General features: G+C 69.9%; 18 protein-coding genes. 16 read left to right on the forward strand and 2 right to left on the reverse strand.

Going from position 1 to position 19,099, the window contains the following annotated elements:
* Position 1: 1 nt before the first annotated feature.
* The 15 genes from pgsA to ACIQI8_RS40070 all read left to right on the forward strand — a co-directional run bounded on the left by pgsA (position 2) and on the right by ACIQI8_RS40070 (position 15,866).
* Positions 2-730 (forward strand): phosphatidylinositol phosphate synthase, encoded by a 729-nt coding sequence (gene pgsA, locus ACIQI8_RS40000; protein WP_402362797.1) that lies wholly within the window; start codon positions 2-4, stop codon positions 728-730.
* Positions 727-1,680, forward strand: coding sequence for a phosphatidylinositol mannoside acyltransferase (locus tag ACIQI8_RS40005; protein WP_402362373.1), 954 nt, complete (start codon positions 727-729; stop codon positions 1,678-1,680). The genes pgsA and ACIQI8_RS40005 overlap by 4 nt, the downstream gene beginning before the upstream one ends.
* Positions 1,677-2,849: a glycosyltransferase family 4 protein gene (locus tag ACIQI8_RS40010; protein WP_402362376.1), complete on the forward strand. Its 1,173-nt coding sequence runs from the start codon at positions 1,677-1,679 to the stop codon at positions 2,847-2,849. The genes ACIQI8_RS40005 and ACIQI8_RS40010 overlap by 4 nt, the downstream gene beginning before the upstream one ends.
* Before the next feature lie 242 nt (positions 2,850-3,091).
* Positions 3,092-3,634 (forward strand): hypothetical protein, encoded by a 543-nt coding sequence (locus ACIQI8_RS40015; protein WP_124002821.1) that lies wholly within the window; start codon positions 3,092-3,094, stop codon positions 3,632-3,634.
* Between the two features lie 147 nt (positions 3,635-3,781).
* On the forward strand, positions 3,782-4,693 hold the full coding sequence (gene pdxS / locus ACIQI8_RS40020) for a pyridoxal 5'-phosphate synthase lyase subunit PdxS (protein WP_402362380.1): 912 nt from the start codon (positions 3,782-3,784) through the stop codon (positions 4,691-4,693).
* A gap of 8 nt (positions 4,694-4,701) precedes the next feature.
* The gene (gene pdxT, locus ACIQI8_RS40025) at positions 4,702-5,310 is read left to right on the forward strand and encodes a pyridoxal 5'-phosphate synthase glutaminase subunit PdxT (RefSeq protein WP_402362383.1); all 609 of its coding nucleotides are present in this window, start codon (positions 4,702-4,704) and stop codon (positions 5,308-5,310) included.
* A gap of 51 nt (positions 5,311-5,361) precedes the next feature.
* A complete protein-coding gene (locus tag ACIQI8_RS40030) occupies positions 5,362-6,114 on the forward strand; it encodes a YebC/PmpR family DNA-binding transcriptional regulator (RefSeq protein WP_124002824.1) in 753 nt (250 codons plus the stop codon).
* A gap of 140 nt (positions 6,115-6,254) precedes the next feature.
* Positions 6,255-6,857 (forward strand): crossover junction endodeoxyribonuclease RuvC, encoded by a 603-nt coding sequence (gene ruvC, locus ACIQI8_RS40035; RefSeq protein WP_402362386.1) that lies wholly within the window; start codon positions 6,255-6,257, stop codon positions 6,855-6,857.
* Positions 6,854-7,459, forward strand: coding sequence for a Holliday junction branch migration protein RuvA (ruvA, locus tag ACIQI8_RS40040; protein WP_402362389.1), 606 nt, complete (start codon positions 6,854-6,856; stop codon positions 7,457-7,459). Before ruvC ends, ruvA begins: the two co-directional genes overlap by 4 nt.
* Before the next feature lie 10 nt (positions 7,460-7,469).
* Positions 7,470-8,540: a Holliday junction branch migration DNA helicase RuvB gene (ruvB, locus tag ACIQI8_RS40045; RefSeq protein WP_402362392.1), complete on the forward strand. Its 1,071-nt coding sequence runs from the start codon at positions 7,470-7,472 to the stop codon at positions 8,538-8,540.
* Positions 8,541-8,714: 174 nt separating this feature from the next.
* Positions 8,715-9,218, forward strand: a complete 504-nt coding sequence (gene yajC / locus ACIQI8_RS40050) for a preprotein translocase subunit YajC (protein ID WP_401725232.1) — start codon at positions 8,715-8,717, stop codon at positions 9,216-9,218.
* A gap of 132 nt (positions 9,219-9,350) precedes the next feature.
* Entirely contained in the window at positions 9,351-11,120 is a 1,770-nt protein-coding gene (gene secD / locus ACIQI8_RS40055) for a protein translocase subunit SecD (protein WP_402362395.1), read from the forward strand.
* A gap of 1 nt (position 11,121) precedes the next feature.
* Entirely contained in the window at positions 11,122-12,243 is a 1,122-nt protein-coding gene (gene secF, locus ACIQI8_RS40060; RefSeq protein WP_402362398.1) for a protein translocase subunit SecF, read from the forward strand.
* Positions 12,240-12,779 carry an adenine phosphoribosyltransferase gene (locus ACIQI8_RS40065; RefSeq protein WP_402362401.1) on the forward strand — a complete coding sequence of 180 codons (540 nt, stop codon included), beginning with the start codon at positions 12,240-12,242 and terminating at the stop codon, positions 12,777-12,779. The genes secF and ACIQI8_RS40065 overlap by 4 nt, the downstream gene beginning before the upstream one ends.
* Before the next feature lie 528 nt (positions 12,780-13,307).
* Positions 13,308-15,866, forward strand: coding sequence for a RelA/SpoT family protein (locus ACIQI8_RS40070; RefSeq protein ID WP_402362404.1), 2,559 nt, complete (start codon positions 13,308-13,310; stop codon positions 15,864-15,866).
* A gap of 112 nt (positions 15,867-15,978) precedes the next feature.
* Here ACIQI8_RS40070 and ACIQI8_RS40075 read toward each other — a convergent pair whose 3' ends face one another.
* Both ACIQI8_RS40075 and ACIQI8_RS40080 read right to left on the reverse strand, forming a co-directional pair.
* The gene (locus ACIQI8_RS40075) at positions 15,979-17,208 is read right to left on the reverse strand and encodes a DUF349 domain-containing protein (RefSeq protein WP_402362406.1); all 1,230 of its coding nucleotides are present in this window, start codon (positions 17,206-17,208) and stop codon (positions 15,979-15,981) included.
* 167 nt (positions 17,209-17,375) lie between these two features.
* Positions 17,376-18,200 carry a peptidylprolyl isomerase gene (locus ACIQI8_RS40080; protein WP_402362409.1) on the reverse strand — a complete coding sequence of 275 codons (825 nt, stop codon included), beginning with the start codon at positions 18,198-18,200 and terminating at the stop codon, positions 17,376-17,378.
* 180 nt (positions 18,201-18,380) lie between these two features.
* Between ACIQI8_RS40080 and ACIQI8_RS40085 the strand changes: the two genes are divergently transcribed.
* Positions 18,381-19,088, forward strand: coding sequence for an MBL fold metallo-hydrolase (locus ACIQI8_RS40085; protein ID WP_402362412.1), 708 nt, complete (start codon positions 18,381-18,383; stop codon positions 19,086-19,088).
* Positions 19,089-19,099 lie beyond the last annotated feature (11 nt).

Raw genomic sequence — 19,099 nt, forward strand, 5'->3', positions numbered from 1 at the left:
GATGGGCCAGCCGGTGGCCAGCAGGGGCCGCGCGGCCACACCGACCCTCGGGAAGGCCATGCTGAACAAGTACGCGCGTGCTTTCTTCACGCGTGTTCTCACGCCGTTCGCCTCGTTCCTGATCCGGCGGGGCGTCAGCCCCGACGCGGTCACACTCCTGGGCACCGCCGGAGTGGTCGCGGGCGCGCTGGTCTTCTACCCCATGGGCGAGTTCTTCTGGGGCACGGTCGTGATCACGCTCTTCGTCTTCTCCGACCTCGTCGACGGCAACATGGCCCGCCAGCTGGGCCGCTCCAGCCGCTGGGGCGCCTTCCTGGACTCCACGCTGGACCGGGTGGCCGACAGCGCGGTCTTCGGCGGCCTGGCCCTCTGGTACGCGGGTGGCGGAGACGACATCGCCCTGTGCGCCGTCTCGATCTTCTGCCTGGCCAGCGGCCAGGTGGTGTCGTACACCAAGGCGCGCGGCGAGTCGATCGGTCTGCCGGTCGCCGTCAACGGGCTGATCGAGCGGGCCGAGCGCCTGGTGATCTCGCTGGTCGCGTGCGGTCTCGCCGGTCTGCACACATTCGGTGTCCCTGGCATCCAGTACCTGCTGCCGGTCGCGTTGTGGATCGTCGCCGTCGGCAGCCTGGTCACGCTGATTCAGCGGGTGGTCACCGTCCGGCGCGAGTCGGCGGAGGCGGAGGCGCAGGCCGAGGCGGCCGAGCAGGAGAGCGGTGCGGCCACGTGAGTGCGCGGGACCGGCTGACCGACGGGCTGTACGGCCTGGGCTGGGGCACGGTCAAGAAGCTCCCCGAACCGGTCGCCGTCCGGCTCGGCCGCACCATCGCCGACCTGGCCTGGAAACGGCGTGGCAAGGGCGTGCAGCGGCTTGAGAGCAACTACGCGCGCGTGGTGCCCGACGCGAGCCCCGAGCGCCTCGCCGAGCTCTCGCGCGCGGGCATGCGCTCGTACCTGCGCTACTGGATGGAGTCCTTCCGGCTGCCCGCCTGGAGCGCCGACCGGGTCAAGAACGGCTTCGACCCCAAGGACGTCCACCACCTGACCGACGGGATCGCCTCCGGCAAGGGCGTCATCCTCGCGCTGCCCCACATGGCCAACTGGGATCTCGCCGGCGCCTGGGTCACCACCAAACTGGAGACGCCCTTCACGACGGTCGCCGAGCGCCTCAAGCCGGAGACCCTGTACGACCGTTTCGTCGCCTACCGCGAGGGCCTCGGCATGGAGGTCCTCCCGCACAGCGGCGGCACCGCCTTCGGCACGCTGGCCCGGCGGCTGCGCGACGGGGGCCTGGTGTGCCTGGTCGCCGAGCGCGACCTGTCCTCCTCCGGCGTGGAGGTGCGGTTCTTCGGCGAGGCCACCCGGATGCCCGCGGGGCCGGCCCTGCTGGCGCAGCAGACCGGCGCGCTGCTCCTGCCGGTGACCCTTTGGTACGACGACTCGCCCGTGATGCAGGGGCGCGTCCATCCACCGATCGCGGTGCCGGAGACAGGCAACCGGGCGGAAAAGACGTCTGTCATGACACAGGCGCTGGCGGATGCCTTCGCCACGGGGATCGCCGACCACCCGGAGGACTGGCACATGCTGCAGCGCTTGTGGCTGAAGGATCTCGACCCCGGGAAGAAGCCCTCGGACACCGGGGCGGACAAGCCCGCGGATGCCGAGAAGGGGACCTCGTGAGGATCGGCATCGTCTGCCCCTACTCCTGGGACGTGCCCGGCGGCGTCCAGTTCCACATCCGCGACCTCGCCGCGTACTTCATCCGCCTGGGCCACGAGGTCTCGGTCCTCGCGCCCGCCGACGACGACACCCCGCTGCCGCCGTACGTCGTCTCGGCGGGCCGCGCGGTCCCGGTGCCGTACAACGGCTCGGTGGCCCGCCTCAACTTCGGCTTCCTGAGCGCCGCGCGGGTGCGCCGCTGGCTGCACGACGGCGAGTTCGACGTCATCCACATCCACGAGCCGACCTCGCCCTCGCTCGGCCTGCTGGCCTGCTGGGCGGCCTCCGGTCCCATCGTGGCCACCTTCCACACCTCCAACCCGCGCTCGCGGGCCATGATCGCCGCGTACGCCATCCTCCAGGCGGCCCTGGAGAAGATCAGCGCGCGCATCGCGGTCAGCGAGTACGCCCGGCGCACGCTGGTCGAACACCTCGGCGGCGACGCGGTCGTGATCCCCAACGGCGTGGACGTCGACTTCTTCGCCCGCGCCGAGCCCAAGCCAGAGTGGCAGGGGGACACGATCGGCTTCATCGGCCGCATCGACGAGCCCCGCAAAGGCCTGCCGGTCCTGATGCGCGCCCTGCCGAGGATTCTCGCCGAGCGCCCGCAGACCAGGCTCCTGGTGGCCGGCCGGGGCGACGAGAAGGAGGCGGTCGAGTCCCTTCCGGCCGAACTCCGCCCGCGCGTCGAGTTCCTGGGCATGATCAGCGACGAGGACAAGGGCCGCCTTCTGCGCAGTGTCGACCTCTACGTGGCCCCCAACACCGGCGGCGAAAGCTTCGGCATCATCCTCGTGGAGGCCATGTCCGCGGGCGCCCCGGTCCTCGCCTCCGACCTGGACGCCTTCGCCCAGGTCCTCGACCAGGGCGCCGCGGGCGAGCTCTTCACCAACGAGAACCCCGACTCCCTGGCCGAGGCCGCGGTCCGCCTCCTCGCCGACCCGGCCCGCCTGGCCGAACTCCGCACCCGGGGAAGCGCCCACGTACGCCGCTTCGACTGGTCGACAGTCGGCGCGGACATCCTCTCGGTGTACGAGACGGTGACACAGGGCGCGGCGGCGGTGGCTGCGGCGGACGAGGAGGGGCGCGGGCCGGGGCTGCGGGCGCGGTTCGGCTTGGCGCGGGACTGAGGCGGACGGCTCGGCGCCGTGGGCAACGGTCTTGCGGCGAGGCGGACTTCCGGACGCTGGTCGGCATCTTTCAGCCCGCTGGGGGTGCCCCCTCTGGGGGAGCTTGAGGACGAGGCCGTTCAGGCCGAAGCGGGGGTCCGGGGGCGGCGGCCCCCGGAACGACGGCCACGCCAAGACCCCGCACGCCGCCGTGACACCCCGCACGTCACAACGCTGAACCCGCAGAGCGTAGGGTGCGGCGCGTGAGCGCTACCTTGATCTGGATCCTCGTCGTTCTCGTGGCGATCGGCCTCTACCTGAGCTGGACGGCCGGCCGCCTCGACCGGCTGCACGCCCGGATCGACGCCGCCCGCGCGGCACTTGACGCCCAGCTGCTCCGCAGGGCCTCCGTGGCGCAGGAGTTGGCGACCTCCGGTGTCCTCGACCCGGCCGCCTCGATCGTCCTGTACGAGGCGGCGCACGCGGCGAGGCAGGCCGAGGAGGAGCAGCGGGAGGTCGCCGAGAGCGACCTGAGCCAGGCGCTGCGGGCCGTCTTCGCGGAGGCCCAGCAGGTCGAGGTGGTGCGCGAGGCACCCGGGGGAGACTCGGCGGCCCACGAACTCACCGAGGCCGTACGCCGCGTGCCGATGGCCCGGCGCTTCCACAACGACGCCGTCGGCGCGGCCCGCCGCCTGCGCGACCACCGCAAGGTCCGCTGGTTCCACCTGGCAGGACACGCCCCGTTCCCGATGGCGTTCGAGATGGACGACGAGCCGCCGGCGGCACTGGTGGACCGGGCCGCGTAGCCGACTTCGCCGGTCCCCGAGCGGACACTCGCGCGACCTCCGCACCCGAAAAGGATCCACCGCCTACCCATTGGCCCTTGCAGTGGACTGGTCCACTCGCGTTTCCTCGGTGGTGCAGAAACCCTCTTTCACCGAGTGAGGTCACCCGTGTCCAGCACGTTCTCCGAAAACCAGACCCCCGAGACCGGCACCGCGCGCGTGAAGCGCGGCATGGCCGAGCAGCTCAAGGGCGGCGTGATCATGGACGTCGTCACGCCGGAGCAGGCGAAGATCGCCGAGGACGCGGGCGCCGTCGCCGTCATGGCCCTGGAGCGGGTCCCGGCCGACATCCGCAAGGACGGCGGCGTGGCCCGGATGTCCGACCCGGACATGATCGAGGGCATCATCGAGGCCGTCTCCATCCCGGTCATGGCGAAGTCCCGCATCGGCCACTTCGTCGAGGCCCAGGTGCTGCAGTCCCTCGGCGTCGACTACATCGACGAGTCCGAGGTCCTCACCCCGGCCGACGAGGTCAACCACTCCGACAAGTGGGCCTTCACCACCCCGTTCGTCTGCGGTGCCACCAACCTGGGCGAGGCCCTGCGCCGCATCGCCGAGGGCGCCGCGATGATCCGCTCCAAGGGCGAGGCCGGCACCGGGAACGTCGTCGAGGCCGTCCGCCACCTGCGCCAGATCAAGAACGAGATAGCCCGCCTGCGCGGCTACGACAACAACGAGCTGTACGCCGCCGCCAAGGAACTGCGCGCCCCGTACGAGATCGTCAAGGAGGTCGCCGCGCTCGGCAAGCTCCCGGTCGTGCTGTTCTCCGCCGGTGGTGTCGCCACTCCCGCGGACGCGGCGCTCATGCGTCAGCTCGGCGCCGAGGGCGTCTTCGTGGGCTCCGGCATCTTCAAGTCGGGCGACCCGGCCAAGCGCGCCGCCGCCATCGTGAAGGCGACCACCTTCTACGACGACCCGAAGATCATCGCGGACGCGTCCCGCAACCTCGGCGAGGCCATGGTCGGCATCAACTGCGACACCCTCCCCGAGGCCGAGCGCTACGCCAACCGCGGCTGGTAGTCACGTAGATGAGCGACACAGCCCCTGTCATAGGCGTCCTGGCCCTCCAGGGCGACGTCCGGGAGCACCTGATCGCCCTGGCCGCGGCCGACGCCGTGGCCAGGCAGGTCAGGCGCCCCGAGGAACTCGCCGAGGTGGACGGTCTCGTCATCCCAGGCGGCGAGTCCACCACCATCTCCAAGCTGGCCGTCCTCTTCGGGCTGATGGACTCCCTGCGCGCACGCGTGCGTGCCGGTCTGCCCGTCTACGGCACCTGCGCCGGGATGATCATGCTCGCCGACAAGATCCTCGACCCGCGCTCGGGCCAGGAGACGATCGGCGGCATCGACATGATCGTGCGCCGCAACGCCTTCGGACGTCAGAACGAATCCTTCGAAGCGACGGTCGACGTGAAGGGCGTCGAGGGCGATCCTGTAGAAGGCGTCTTCATCCGCGCCCCCTGGGTCGAGTCGGTCGGCGCCGAGACCGAGGTGCTCGCCGAGCACGACGGCCACATCGTCGCGGTCCGCCAGGGCAACGCGCTCGCCACGTCGTTCCACCCGGAACTGACCGGCGACCACCGCGTGCACTCCCTGTTCGTCGACATGGTGCGCGCGAACCTGGCTCCGGGGTCCTAGTAGGATTCCTGGGGTTCGTAAAGAGTTGGGTTACGCGAAGGAGACAGGCAGATGTCCGGCCACTCTAAATGGGCTACGACGAAGCACAAGAAGGCCGTGATCGACGCCAAGCGCGGCAAGCTCTTCGCGAAGATGATCAAGAACATCGAGGTCGCGGCCCGCACCGGAGGTGCCGACCCCGCCGGTAACCCGACGCTGTTCGACGCCATCCAGAAGGCCAAGAAGAGCTCGGTCCCGAACAAGAACATCGACTCCGCGGTCAAGCGCGGCGCCGGTCTCGAAGCCGGTGGCGCCGACTACGAGACGATCATGTACGAGGGTTACGGCCCGAACGGAGTCGCGGTGCTCATCGAGTGCCTCACCGACAACCGCAACCGTGCCGCCTCGGACGTCCGTGTCGCCATGACCCGCAACGGCGGGAACATGGCCGACCCCGGCTCCGTCTCGTACCTCTTCAACCGCAAGGGCGTCGTCATCGTCCCCAAGGGCGAGCTGGGCGAGGACGACGTCCTCGGTGCCGTGCTGGACGCGGGTGCCGAGGAGGTCAACGACCTGGGGGAGACCTTCGAGGTCATCTCCGAGGCCACCGACCTGGTCGCGGTCCGCACCGCCCTCCAGGACGCCGGGATCGACTACGACTCCGCCGACGCCAACTTCGTCCCGACCATGCAGGTCGAGCTCGACGAGGACGGCGCCCGGAAGATCTTCAAGCTGATCGACGCCCTGGAGGACAGCGACGACGTGCAGAACGTCTTCGCCAACTTCGACGTCAGCGACGAGGTCATGGAGAAGGTCGACGCGTAGCGCTGCCGCGAGCTCAGCGGTATCGGCGGGCCGGATGGGACACACGTCCCCCGGCCCGCCGCTGTTGTCGGTGGCAGCGGATAGCCTGGCGTGAAGTCAAAGATCACGTTCGGCCGCGAAGAGGCGAAGGGGGGGGCACGGTGCGGGTACTCGGGGTGGACCCCGGTCTCACGCGATGCGGTGTCGGTGTCGTCGAAGGCGTCGCGGGCCGGCCGCTCACGATGGTGGGCGTCGGTGTCGTACGGACCCCGTCGGACGCCGAGTTGGGCCTGCGCCTGGTCGCCATCGAGCAGGGCATCGAGGCGTGGCTGGACGAACACCGGCCCGAATTCGTCGCCGTGGAGCGGGTGTTCAGCCAGCACAACGTCAGCACGGTGATGGGTACGGCCCAGGCCAGCGCCGTCGCCATGCTCTGCGCCGCCCGCCGCGGCATCCCCGTCGCCCTGCACACCCCGAGCGAGGTCAAGGCCGCCGTCACCGGCAGCGGTCGCGCCGACAAGGCACAGGTCGGCGCCATGGTGACCCGGTTGCTCAGGCTCGACGCGCCCCCGAAGCCCGCCGACGCCGCCGACGCCCTCGCGCTCGCCATCTGCCACATCTGGCGCGCCCCCGCCCAGAACCGACTCCAGCAGGCCGTCGCCCTGCACGCGGCCACAGCGGGCAAGGCGGCCACGGCCGTCCAAGCAGCCCGAGCCGCCCAAGCAGCCCGAGAATCGAACGCCCCGAAAGGCCGCCCCGCATGATCGCCTTCGTCAGCGGCACGGTCGCCGCACTCGCTCCCGATGCCGCGGTGGTCGAGGTGGGCGGTGTCGGCATGGCTCTCCAGTGCACGCCGAACACGCTGTCCACCCTCCGCCTGGGCAAGCAGGCCAAGCTCGCCACCTCCCTCGTCGTCCGCGAGGACTCGCTGACCCTGTACGGCTTCGTGGACGACGACGAACGCCAGATCTTCGAGCTGCTCCAGACCGCGACCGGCGTCGGCCCCCGCCTCGCCCAGGCCATGCTGGCCGTGCACACCCCGGACGCCCTGCGCCGGGCGGTGGCCACGGGCGACGAGAAGGCGCTCATGGCCGTCCCGGGCATCGGCAAGAAGGGCGCGCAGAAGCTGCTGCTGGAGTTCAAGGACCGGCTGGGCGAGCCGATCGGCGCCGCGGTGGTCGGCGCCCCGATCAGCAGCGGCTGGCGCGACCAGCTGCACGCCGCCCTGATCGGCCTCGGCTACGCCACCCGCGAGGCCGACGAGGCGGTCGCCGCCGTGACCCCGCAGGCGGAGGCCGCCGAGGGCGTGCCCCAGGTGGGCCAGTTGCTCAAGGCCGCCCTCCAGACCCTGAACCGCGCCCGCTAGGAGACCGTCAGTGAACTGGGACGACACCACCGACGAGACCGCCCCCGAGCGGCTGGTGGGCTCGGTCGCCGACGGTGAGGACCAGGCCGTCGAGGCTGCCCTGCGCCCCAAGGACCTCGGCGAGTTCATCGGCCAGGAGAAGGTCCGCGAGCAGCTGGACCTGGTCCTGCGCGCCGCACGCGCGCGGGGCGCCACCGCCGACCACGTGCTGCTCTCCGGCGCCCCCGGCCTCGGCAAGACCACCCTGTCGATGATCATCGCGGCCGAGATGGGCGCCCCGATCCGCATCACCAGCGGCCCCGCGATCCAGCACGCCGGCGACCTCGCCGCGATCCTGTCCTCCCTCCAGGAGGGCGAGGTCCTCTTCCTGGACGAGATCCACCGCATGTCCCGGCCCGCCGAAGAAATGCTGTACATGGCGATGGAGGACTTCCGCGTCGACGTCATCGTCGGCAAGGGCCCCGGCGCCACCGCCATCCCCCTGGAGCTGCCCCCCTTCACCCTGGTCGGCGCCACCACGCGCGCGGGACTGCTGCCGCCCCCGCTGCGCGACCGCTTCGGCTTCACCGGGCACATGGAGTTCTACGAACCCCTCGAACTGGAGCGCGTCATCCACCGCTCGGCGAACCTCCTCGACGTCGAGATCGACACCGAGGGTGCCGCCGAGATCGCCGGCCGCTCCCGCGGCACGCCCCGTATCGCCAACCGCCTGCTGCGCCGGGTCCGCGACTACGCCCAGGTCAAGGCCGACGGCGTGATCACCCGGGACATCGCCGCCGCGGCCCTCGCCATCTACGAGGTCGACGTACGCGGCCTCGACCGCCTGGACCGCGCCGTCCTGCAAGCTTTGCTCAAGCTGTTCGGCGGCGGGCCGGTCGGCCTGTCCACGCTCGCCGTCGCGGTGGGGGAGGAGCGCGAGACGGTGGAAGAGGTCGCCGAACCCTTTCTCGTACGCGAAGGGCTGCTGGCCCGGACCCCGCGCGGGCGGGTCGCCACGCCCGCCGCCTGGTCACATCTCGGCCTCACCCCGCCGCAGTCGGTGCAGGCGGGAAACGGACAACAGGACCTGTTCGGGACGTGACGGCATCGTGACGACCCGGCATTGGCCCGGTCAGGAACCCAGGTGCCATGCTGAGCGTTGTTCCATGCGCGCGGACTCGCTTAGACTCCGCCGATGCCGCCTTTGTCGGCGGTATGCATACCCCCATCCATGAGGCCGCTCCCCGTCGCGGTCGTGCGAAGGAAATTCCGTCCCGTGAATATCGTGACCCTTCTCCCGTTCATCGTGCTCATCGGGGCCATGTTCCTGATGACCCGCTCGGCCAAGCGCAAGCAGCAGGCGGCCGCGTCCATGCGGAACGAGATGCAGCCAGGCTCCGGCGTCCGCACGATCGGGGGTATCTACGCGACGGTCAAGGAAGTGAACGAAGAGACGGTCCTCCTCGACGCCGGTCCGGGCGTCGATCTCCTCTTCGCCAAGAACGCCATCGGTGCCGTCCTGTCGGACGACGAGTACAACCGCATCGTCCACGGCGTCGAGCACGACCTGAAGTCCGACTCCGACGTCGTCCCTGACGACGCCTCCTCCCTCACCGAGACCGACGACTCCGCCGACGAAGCTGCCGCCGCCTCCGACGACAAGTCCGTCGACCTCGGCAAGAAGGACGCGCCCGAGGAACCGGCCGACGAGATCGTGACCGCCGAGGCGAAGTCGGACGAAGAGCCGAAGAAGAAGGACGGCGAGTCCGAGGCGAAGTAGCCGCGCCAAGGGGCGTGCGGACCGTTCCCGCACGCCCTGGAGCACGCGCAGCTCGCACGGGATCCCGACACCATGTCATGGCCGCCCGCCCGCAGATCCGGCGCGCGGCGGCCCGAGAGGGAGTACGAGAAGGTGGCAGCACCTAAGAAGGGCCGGAGCGCGAGTGCCCAGAGCAAGCCAGGGCGTTCGCTGGCCCTCATCCTGATCGCGATCGTGGCGCTCACCGGAGGGATGTTCGCCTCCGGGCACACCACTCCGCGCCTCGGTATCGATCTGGCCGGGGGCACGAGCATCACTCTCCGGGCGGTCCCGGAGAAGGGCCAGGAGTCCGCGATCAACAAGACCAACATGGACACCGCGGTCGACATCATGAACCGCCGTGTCAATGGTCTCGGTGTCTCGGAAGCGGAGGTTCAGACCCAGGGCGACCGCAACATCATCGTCAACATCCCCAAGGGCACGAACTCCGAGGAAGCCCGCCAGCAGGTCGGTACCACGGCCAAGCTGTACTTCCGCCCGGTGATCGCCACCGAGGCCTCCGCCGGCGCGACGCCGAGCGCCTCGCCCAGCGCGTCCAGCAGCGCCTCCGGCAGCCCGTCGAGCTCGAGCACTCCCAAGGCCACCGGCTCCTCGTCCGCGTCGAGTTCCGCTAGCCCCTCGGACTCCGCCACCTCGCAGGGCCGTGCCGTCACCGACGCCCTGAAGGCCGACGAGACCCCGTCCGCGAGCGCCAGCTCCTCGGCCTCCTCCAGCGCCTCCCCGTCGCCGAGCGGCAGCAGCGCCGCCAGCGACGCGAACGCCAAGCTGGAGGCCCAGTACACCGCGCTGGACTGCTCCAAGAAGTCGGTGCAGAACACCGCGGGCAAGAGCGCCAAGGCCACCGAGTCGACCGTCGCGTGCGGCGAGAACGACGGCGTCTGGTTCAAGTACCTGCTCGGCCCCGCGGCCGTGGACGGCACCGAGGTCAAGAAGGCCCAGGCCATCTACAACACGACCACGGCCGCCGGCTGGCAGGTCACGATGGACTTCACGGGCAGCGGCTCCAAGAAGTTCGCCACGATCACCGGCCAGCTCGCGCAGAACCAGCAGCCGCAGAACCAGTTCGGCATCGTCCTCGACGGCCAGGTCGTCTCCGCTCCGAGTGTCAGTTCGTCCATCGCGGGCGGCAGCGCGGAGATCTCCGGCAGCTTCACCCAGGAAGAGGCCCAGAGCCTCGCCAACATGCTGTCGTACGGCGCCCTGCCGCTGACCTTCAAGGAGGACAGCGTCACCACGGTGACCGCGGCCCTCGGCGGTGAGCAGCTGCACGCCGGTCTGATCGCGGGCGCGATCGGCCTCGCGCTGGTCGTGATCTACCTGCTGATCTTCTACCGCGGCCTCTCGGTCATCGCCATCCCGTCGCTGCTGGTCTCCGCGATCCTCACCTACGTGATCATGGCGCTGCTCGGCCCGGCCATCGGCTTCGCGCTGAACCTGCCGGCCGTCTGCGGTGCGATCGTCGCGATCGGTATCACGGCGGACTCGTTCATCGTGTTCTTCGAACGCATCAGGGACGAGATCCGCGAGGGCCGATCGCTGCGTCCCGCGGTGGAGCGGGCCTGGCCGCGAGCCCGGCGCACCATCCTGGTCTCCGACTTCGTGTCGTTCCTCGCCGCCGCGGTGCTGTTCATCGTCACCGTCGGCAAGGTCCAGGGCTTCGCGTTCACGCTCGGTCTGACCACCGTGCTCGACGTCGTCGTGGTCTTCCTCTTCACCAAGCCGCTGATGACGCTCCTGGCCCGCCGGAAGTTCTTCGCCAACGGCCACAAGTGGTCCGGCCTCGACCCGAAGGCCCTGGGAGCCAAGGCGCCGCTGCGCCGCACCCGCCGTCCCCACGCCCCCGTCGACCCGAAGGAGGCGTGAGATGTCGAAACTCGGCAGCCTCGGCGCCCGACTGCACCGCGGCGAGGTCGGTTACGACTTCGTCGGCAACCGCAAGATCTGGTACGGCATCTCGATCCTGATCACCATCACGGCCATCCTCGGCCTGGCGGTGCGCGGCCTGAACATGGGCATCGAGTTCCAGGGCGGCGCGGTCTTCACCACGCCCAAGCACATGACCGTCTCGGTGAACCAGGCGGAGACCTACGCCGAGGACGCCTCCGGTCACGACGCGATCGTGCAGAAGCTCGGCGACGGCAGCCTGCGCATCCAGATCGCCGGCATCGACACCGACAAGTCCGACGGCATCAAGACGCAGCTGTCCAAGGACCTCAAGGTCCCTTCCGAGAACATCGCCGCGGACCTGGTCGGCCCCAGCTGGGGTGACCAGGTCGCCAACAAGGCCTGGGAGGGCCTGGCGATCTTCATGGTGCTGGTCGTGATCTATCTGGCCATCGCCTTCGAGTGGCGCATGGCTCTGGCGGCCCTGGTCGCCCTGATCCACGACATCACCATCACCACCGGTATCTACGCCCTCGTCGGCTTCGAGGTCACGCCGGGTACGGTGATCGGTCTGCTGACCATTCTCGGTTACTCGCTCTACGACACGGTCGTCGTCTTCGACAGCCTCAAGGAGCAGACGAAGGACATCACCAAGCAGACCCGGTGGACCTACAGCGATGTGGCCAACCGCTCGATCAACAGCACCCTGATGCGGTCCATCAACACCACGGTGGTGGCGCTGCTGCCGGTCGGGGCCCTGCTGTTCATCGGTGGCGCCTTCCTCGGCGCGGGCATGCTGAACGACATCTCGCTGTCGCTGTTCGTCGGCCTCGCGGCCGGTGCGTACTCCTCGATCTTCATCGCCACGCCGCTCGTCGCCGACCTCAAGGAGGCGGAGCCGCAGATGAAGGCGCTCAAGAAGCGCGTCCTCGCCAAGCGGGCGCAGGCCGCCGCCGAGGGGGAGCAGGCCCAGGCGCACGACGACGCGGCCACGGCGTACGACGACGAGCCGGAGGACGCCGCGCACGCGGTCGTCGGGCCGCGCAACCAGCCCGCCTCCCGTAACCGCGGCCGGGGCAGGCCGTCCGGGAAGCGTCGATGACCGACATCCAGGAGCTGCTGCTCAGCCGTATCCGCGATGTGCCGGACTACCCGGAGCCGGGCGTGATGTTCAAGGACATCACCCCGCTCCTGGCGGACCCGGCCGCCTTCACGGCGCTCACCGACGCGCTGGCCGAGATCGCGGAGCGCGTCGGCGCGACCAAGGTCGTCGGCCTGGAGGCCCGCGGCTTCATCCTGGGTGCTCCGGTCGCCGTCCGGGCGGGCCTCGGCTTCATCCCCGTACGCAAGGCGGGCAAGCTCCCCGGAGCGACCCTCGCGCAGTCGTACGAGCTGGAGTACGGCTCGGCGGAGATCGAGGTGCACGCCGAGGATCTGAGCGCCGGCGACCGCATCCTGATCGTCGACGACGTCCTCGCCACCGGCGGCACCGCCGAGGCGTCGATCCAGCTCATCCGCCGCGCGGGCGCCGAGATCGCGGGCCTGGCGGTCCTGATGGAACTCGGCTTCCTGAACGGCCGGGCCCGCCTGGAACCGGCCCTCGCGGGCGCCCCACTGGACGCGCTCCTGGTCGTCTGACCCCAGCAGTACTGGCAGCAACACGAACGGCCGTCCCGGTCCTCCGGAACGGCCGTTCGCATGTCGACCTCCGGCGGTTCGACCGTCCGCCCACCTCGGGTTGTCCGATGCGGTACGGCCTCCGAGGCGCGGCACACGCTCGTGCGGGGCGGCCCCGCCGGCACGCGTCCGCGCGAGCGCATGACGAGAGCACCCCGCTCCGGGCAGGAGCCCCAGTGGGCCCGGCCTTCGGGCGCCCCCGGCAACGGTTGCCTGGTGGGCGCAACCCGAGGCGTGCGGACGACCGCGCCGACGCGATGACTCCGTCCGATGGGGTGCGCGCCCAAGCCGCCGCAGGCCCCCGCGGTCACCCCCAGGACACCACTCGATCACCCCGAAGCCACCCCTCCGGAATCCGGCGGGAGCCCCTCGTGTTTCAGGGGTAGACGGCCCTCACATCGGGCTGAAGGCGATCCTGGGGCGCAGGATCGCTACCATGGGGTCTCCGGAGCCTGACCGGGGGACCCGGATCGCGCACGAGGAGTCCTCTTGCCAGACGAGGCCCAACACCTGACCGCCGCCAAGCCCGAGTCCGCCTCGGCAGCCGCGGCCAAGCCTGCGCCGACGGAGCCGCACGCGAAGAACGACTCCCGCGGGACGGTCGAGCACGCCCAGTCCGGCCCCGTGGACAAGTCGGCCGAGCAGTCGCGCCCCAAGCCGCCCCCCGCACCCGAGCCCACCCCGGCCGGGGCGACGCCGTCGGCCGAGCCCGCGGTCCGCCCGAACACCGGCCAGCCCGCCCGTTCCGGCGGCTCCTCCAACCGCGTCCGCGCCCGCCTCGCCCGTCTCGGAGTGCAGCGCTCCAACCCGTACAACCCGGTCCTGGAACCGCTGCTGCGGATAGTGCGCAGCAACGACCCGAAGATCGAGACCGCGACGCTGCGGCAGATCGAGAAGGCCTATCAGGTCGCCGAGCGCTGGCACCGCGGGCAGAAGCGCAAGAGCGGCGACCCGTACATCACGCACCCGCTCGCCGTGACCACGATCCTCGCCGAGCTGGGCATGGATCCGGCGACCCTCATGGCCGGGCTGCTGCACGACACCGTCGAGGACACCGAGTACGGCCTCGACCAGCTCCGCCGCGACTTCGGCGACTCCGTGGCCCTGCTCGTCGACGGCGTCACCAAGCTGGACAAGGTCAAGTTCGGCGAGGCCGCGCAGGCCGAGACCGTACGCAAGATGGTCGTCGCCATGGCCAAGGACCCGCGCGTCCTGGTCATCAAGCTCGCCGACCGGCTGCACAACATGCGCACCATGCGCTATCTCAAGCGCGAGAAGCAGGAGAAGAAGGCGCGCGAGACGCTGGAGATCTACGCGCCGCTCGCCCATCGCCTGGGCATGAACACCATCAAGTGGGAACTGGAGGACCTCGCCTTCGCGATCCTCTACCCCAAGATGTACGACGAGATCGTGCGGCTCGTGGCCGAGCGGGCGCCGAAGCGTGACGAGTACCTGGCCATAGTGACCGACGAGGTGCAGCAGGATCTGCGCGCCGCACGCATCAAGGCGACCGTCACGGGCCGGCCGAAGCACTACTACAGCGTCTACCAGAAGATGATCGTCCGCGGTCGCGACTTCGCGGAGATCTACGACCTGGTGGGCATCCGCGTCCTCGTGGACACGGTCCGCGACTGCTACGCCGCCCTCGGCACCGTGCACGCGCGATGGAACCCGGTCCCCGGCCGGTTCAAGGACTACATCGCGATGCCCAAGTTCAACATGTACCAGTCGCTGCACACGACGGTGATCGGCCCCAACGGCAAGCCTGTCGAGCTCCAGATCCGCACCTTCGACATGCACCGCCGGGCCGAGTACGGCATCGCCGCGCACTGGAAGTACAAGCAGGAGGCCGTCGCCGGTGCCTCCAAGGTGCGTTCGGACGCGCCCAAGAGCACCGGCAAGGAGGACCACCTCAACGACATGGCGTGGCTGCGCCAGTTGCTCGACTGGCAGAAGGAGACCGAGGACCCGGGGGAGTTCCTGGAGTCCCTGCGCTTCGACCTGTCCCGCAACGAGGTCTTCGTCTTCACGCCGAAGGGCGACGTGATAGCGCTGCCCGCCGGTTCCACCCCGGTGGACTTCTCGTACGCGGTCCACACGGAGGTCGGCCACCGGACCATAGGAGCACGGGTCAACGGAAGACTCGTACCCCTCGAATCCACCCTGGACAACGGCGACTTGGTGGAGGTCTTCACCTCCAAGGCGGCCGGGGCGGGGCCGTCCCGCGACTGGCTCGGCTTCGTCAAGTCACCGCGTGCCCGCAACAAGATCCGCGCCTGGTTCTCCAAGGAGCGCCGCGACGAAGCGATCGAGCAGGGCAAGGACGCCATCGTCCGCGCCATGCGCAAGCAGAACCTGCCGATCCAGCGCATCCTGACCGGCGACTCCCTGGTCACGCTGGCGCACGAGATGCGCTACCCGGACATCTCCGCGCTGTACGCGGCGATCGGCGAGGGCCATGTCTCGGCGCAGAACGTCGTGCAGAAGCTCGTCTCCGCGCTCGGCGGCGAGGAGGCCGCGACCGAGGAGATCGACGAGTCGGTCCCGCCGACCAGGAGCCGCAGCCGCAAACGCCGTTCCAACGCCGACCCGGGCGTCATCGTCAAGGGCGTCGAGGACGTGTGGGTCAAGCTGGCCCGCTGTTGTACCCCGGTACCCGGCGACCCCATCATCGGTTTCGTCACGCGGGGTAGTGGCGTATCGGTTCACCGCAGCGACTGCGTCAACGTGGAGTCACTGTCCCGCGAGCCCGAACGCATTCTCGAGGTCGAGTGGGCGCCCACCCAGTCCTCGGTCTTCCTGGTCGCCATCCAGGTCGAGGCCCTGGACCGCTCCCGGCTCCTGTCGGACGTCACCCGCGTCCTGTCCGACCAGCACGTCAACATCCTCTCCGCGGCCGTCCAGACCTCCCGCGACCGCGTCGCCACCTCCCGCTTCACCTTCGAGATGGGCGACCCCAAGCACCTGGGGCACGTCCTGAAGGCGGTCCGGGGAGTGGAGGGCGTCTACGACGTCTACCGGGTGACGTCGGCGCGCAGCAGGTCGTAGCGCAGGTACGCAGGCAACACGAAAGGGCTCCCGTACGGTCACGTACGGGAGCCCTTTCGTTGTGCGCGAGGCCCTTGTGCGCGAGGCCAGTGCGCGGGAGGTGCGTCAGCCGTCAGCCGCCGAACTCCTGCAGGCCCTTCAGCGCCTGGTCCAGCAGGGCCTGGCGGCCCTCCAGCTCGCGCTCCAGCTTCTCGGCCTTGGAGTTGTTGCCCTGGGCGCGTGCCTGCTCGATCTGGCCGCGGAGCTTGTCCACGGCCGCCTGGAGCTGGCCGGTCAGACCCGCGGCACGCGCGCGTGCCTCCGGGTTCGTCCGGCGCCACTCGGCCTCCTCGGACTCCTGGATCGCCCGCTCGACGGCGTGCATCCGGCCCTCGACCTTCGGCCGCGCGTCGCGCGGGACATGGCCGATGGCCTCCCAGCGCTCGTTGAGCGAGCGGAAGGCGGCGCGCGCCGCGCGGAGGTCCGTGATCGGGAGGATCTTCTCGGCCTCCTCGGCCAGCTCCTCCTTGAGCTTCAGGTTCTCCGTCTGCTCGGCGTCCCGCTCGGCGAAGACCGAGCTGCGGGCGGCGAAGAAGACGTCCTGGGCACCGCGGAAGCGGTTCCACAGATCGTCCTCGTGCTCGCGCTGGGCACGCCCCGCGGCCTTCCACTCGGACATCAGCTCGCGGTAGCGCGCGGCCGTGGGACCCCAGTCCGTGGAACCGGACAGCCCCTCGGCCTCGCCGACCAGCCGCTCCTTGGTCTTGCGGGCCTCCTCGCGCTGCGCGTCGAGCGACGCGAAGTGCGCCTTGCGGCGCTTGGAGAAGGCCGACCGGGCGTGCGAGAAGCGGTGCCACAGCTCGTCGTCCGACTTGCGGTCGAGGCGGGGGAGCCCCTTCCAGGTGTCCACCAGCGCGCGCAGCCGCTCACCGGCGGCCCGCCACTGGTCGGACTGCGCGAGCTGCTCCGCCTCGGCGACCAGCGCCTCCTTGGAGTTGCGCGCCTCGTCCGACTGCTTCGCCCGCTGCTGCTTGCGCTCCTCACGACGCGACTCGACAGTTTCTACGAGCTTGTCGAGCCGCACCCGCAGCGCGGCCAGGTCGCCCACCGCATGGTGGGCGTCCACCTGCTCGCGGATGTGGTCGATGGCGGCCTGAGCATCCTTGGCGGACAGGTCGGTGGTCTTCACTCGCTTCTCGAGGAGGCCGATCTCGACAACCAAGCCCTCGTACTTGCGCTCGAAGTAGGCCAGCGCCTCCTCAGGGGAGCCCGCCTGCCAGGAACCGACGACCTGCTCGCCGTCGGCCGTACGCACGTACACGGTCCCCGTCTCGTCGACGCGGCCCCACGGGTCGCTGCTCACAGCGCCTCCTCCACATGATGCCTGCGTGGGGCGTCAGCGCCCCCGGGCATCGTCCACAGTTTCGTCACGGCCAACATAGGCGACCGGCGGGTTGCCTGTCCGCATCCCGCGCGACCGAAGTTTCGCACCTCGGGGCGGGATGCGGTCGGGATGGGATCAGGACGCGATCAGGATTTCGTGACCGTCGCCTTGTTGATCACAACGGTAGCGTTCGGGGCTCCGTCACCCGCTCCGGTGTTCTCTCCGGCGGCGGCGATCTTCTTCAGGACCTTCATCCCGGAGTCGGAGATCGTGCCGAAGGGCGTGTAGCTCGCCGGCAGCTGACTGTCCTGGTAGACCAGGAAGAACTGGCTGCCGCCGGTGTGCTTCTGACCGGTGTTGGCCATCGCCACGGTGCCCGCGGGGTAGATGCCGCCCTTGAGCGATTTGTCCTTCAGGTTCTCGTCCGGAATGGTGTATCCGGGACCGCCGCTGCCGGCCGCCGTCGGGTCGCCGCACTGCAGCACGTAGATGCCGTTGGTGGTGAGCCGGTGGCACTTCGTGTGGTCGAAGAAGCCCTTGCCTGCGAGGAAGTCGAAGGAATTCACCGTGTGCGGGGCCGCCGACGTCTTCAGCGCGATGCCTATGTCACCGCACGTCGTCGCGAGGTTCATCGTGTACTTCGCCGACTTGTCGATGGTGAGGGCCGGCTCCTTCTTCCAGCTCAGCTTCTTCACCGAGCCCGCGGCCGGCTTCTCGCACGGATCCGCCGGTGCCTTGCTGGACGCCGCGGCACTGGGAGTCGTCTCCGAACTCGCGTTGGCCTTGTTGTCGTCGTCCTTCAGGACTCCGGTCGTGTAGAGGGCGACGCTGCCGATCAGGATCACGCCGAGCACCGACGCGATCACCGAGTTGCGCATGCGCGCCTTGCGCCGCGAGGCCGTGCGCCGCTGCTGCTGCCGCAAGAACTTCTCCCGGGCTAGCTGCCGCTTCCGCTGTTCCTGGGTGACCACGGGGTTTTCTCCTCATGCGTCTCGTACGTCTACTGGGACGCGTGCGTCTTGTTGTGCCGACCGCCTGCGTGTGTCCCGTACCGTATATGGGTTCGCTGAGGATTCGGCAGCGCCGGTAGGCTCTGACGGCAGGTGCCGCCTCTTCCGAGCGCACCCGTATCGACACAACGAAGGACGATCGTGCTCATTGCCGGGTTCCCCGCCGGGGCCTGGGGGACGAACTGTTATCTCGTCGCCCCCGCCGCCGGTGAGGAGTGCGTGATCATCGACCCGGGCCACCAGGCCACCGCGGGAGTCGAGGAGACGCTCAAGAAGCATCGGCTCAAGCCCGTCGCCGTCGTCCTGACCCACGGCCACATCGACCACGTGGCCTCGGTCGTCCCGGTGTGCGGCGCGCACGGCGTACCCGCCTGGATCCACCCCGAGGACCGCTACATGATGGCCGACCCCGAGAAGGCGCTCGGCCGCACCATCGGCATGCCACTCATGGGCGAGCTGACAGTGGGGGAGCCGGACGACGTCAAGGAGCTGACCGACGGCGCGAAGCTGGAACTGGCGGGCCTTGAGCTGTCCGTCACGCACGCGCCCGGCCATACGAAGGGGTCGGTGACCTTCGGTATGCCCGAGTCGGCGGACATCCCGCCGGTCTTCTTCTCGGGCGACCTGCTGTTCGCCGGCTCCATCGGACGCACCGACTTTCCCGGTGGCTCCATGGACGACATGCTCGAATCGCTGGCCCGCGTGGTCCTGCCGCTCGACGACGCCACCGTGGTGCTGCCCGGTCACAACGAATACACGACCATCGGCCAGGAGCGCGCCACCAACCCGTATCTGCGGCAGGTGGCCGCCGGCCTCGGGAGCGCGGACGCTCCCCGACGAGGAATGTGACGAGAGACCTC

The sequence above is a fragment of the Streptomyces sp. NPDC092369 genome, assembly GCF_044755245.1.
Lineage (GTDB): Bacteria > Actinomycetota > Actinomycetes > Streptomycetales > Streptomycetaceae > Streptomyces.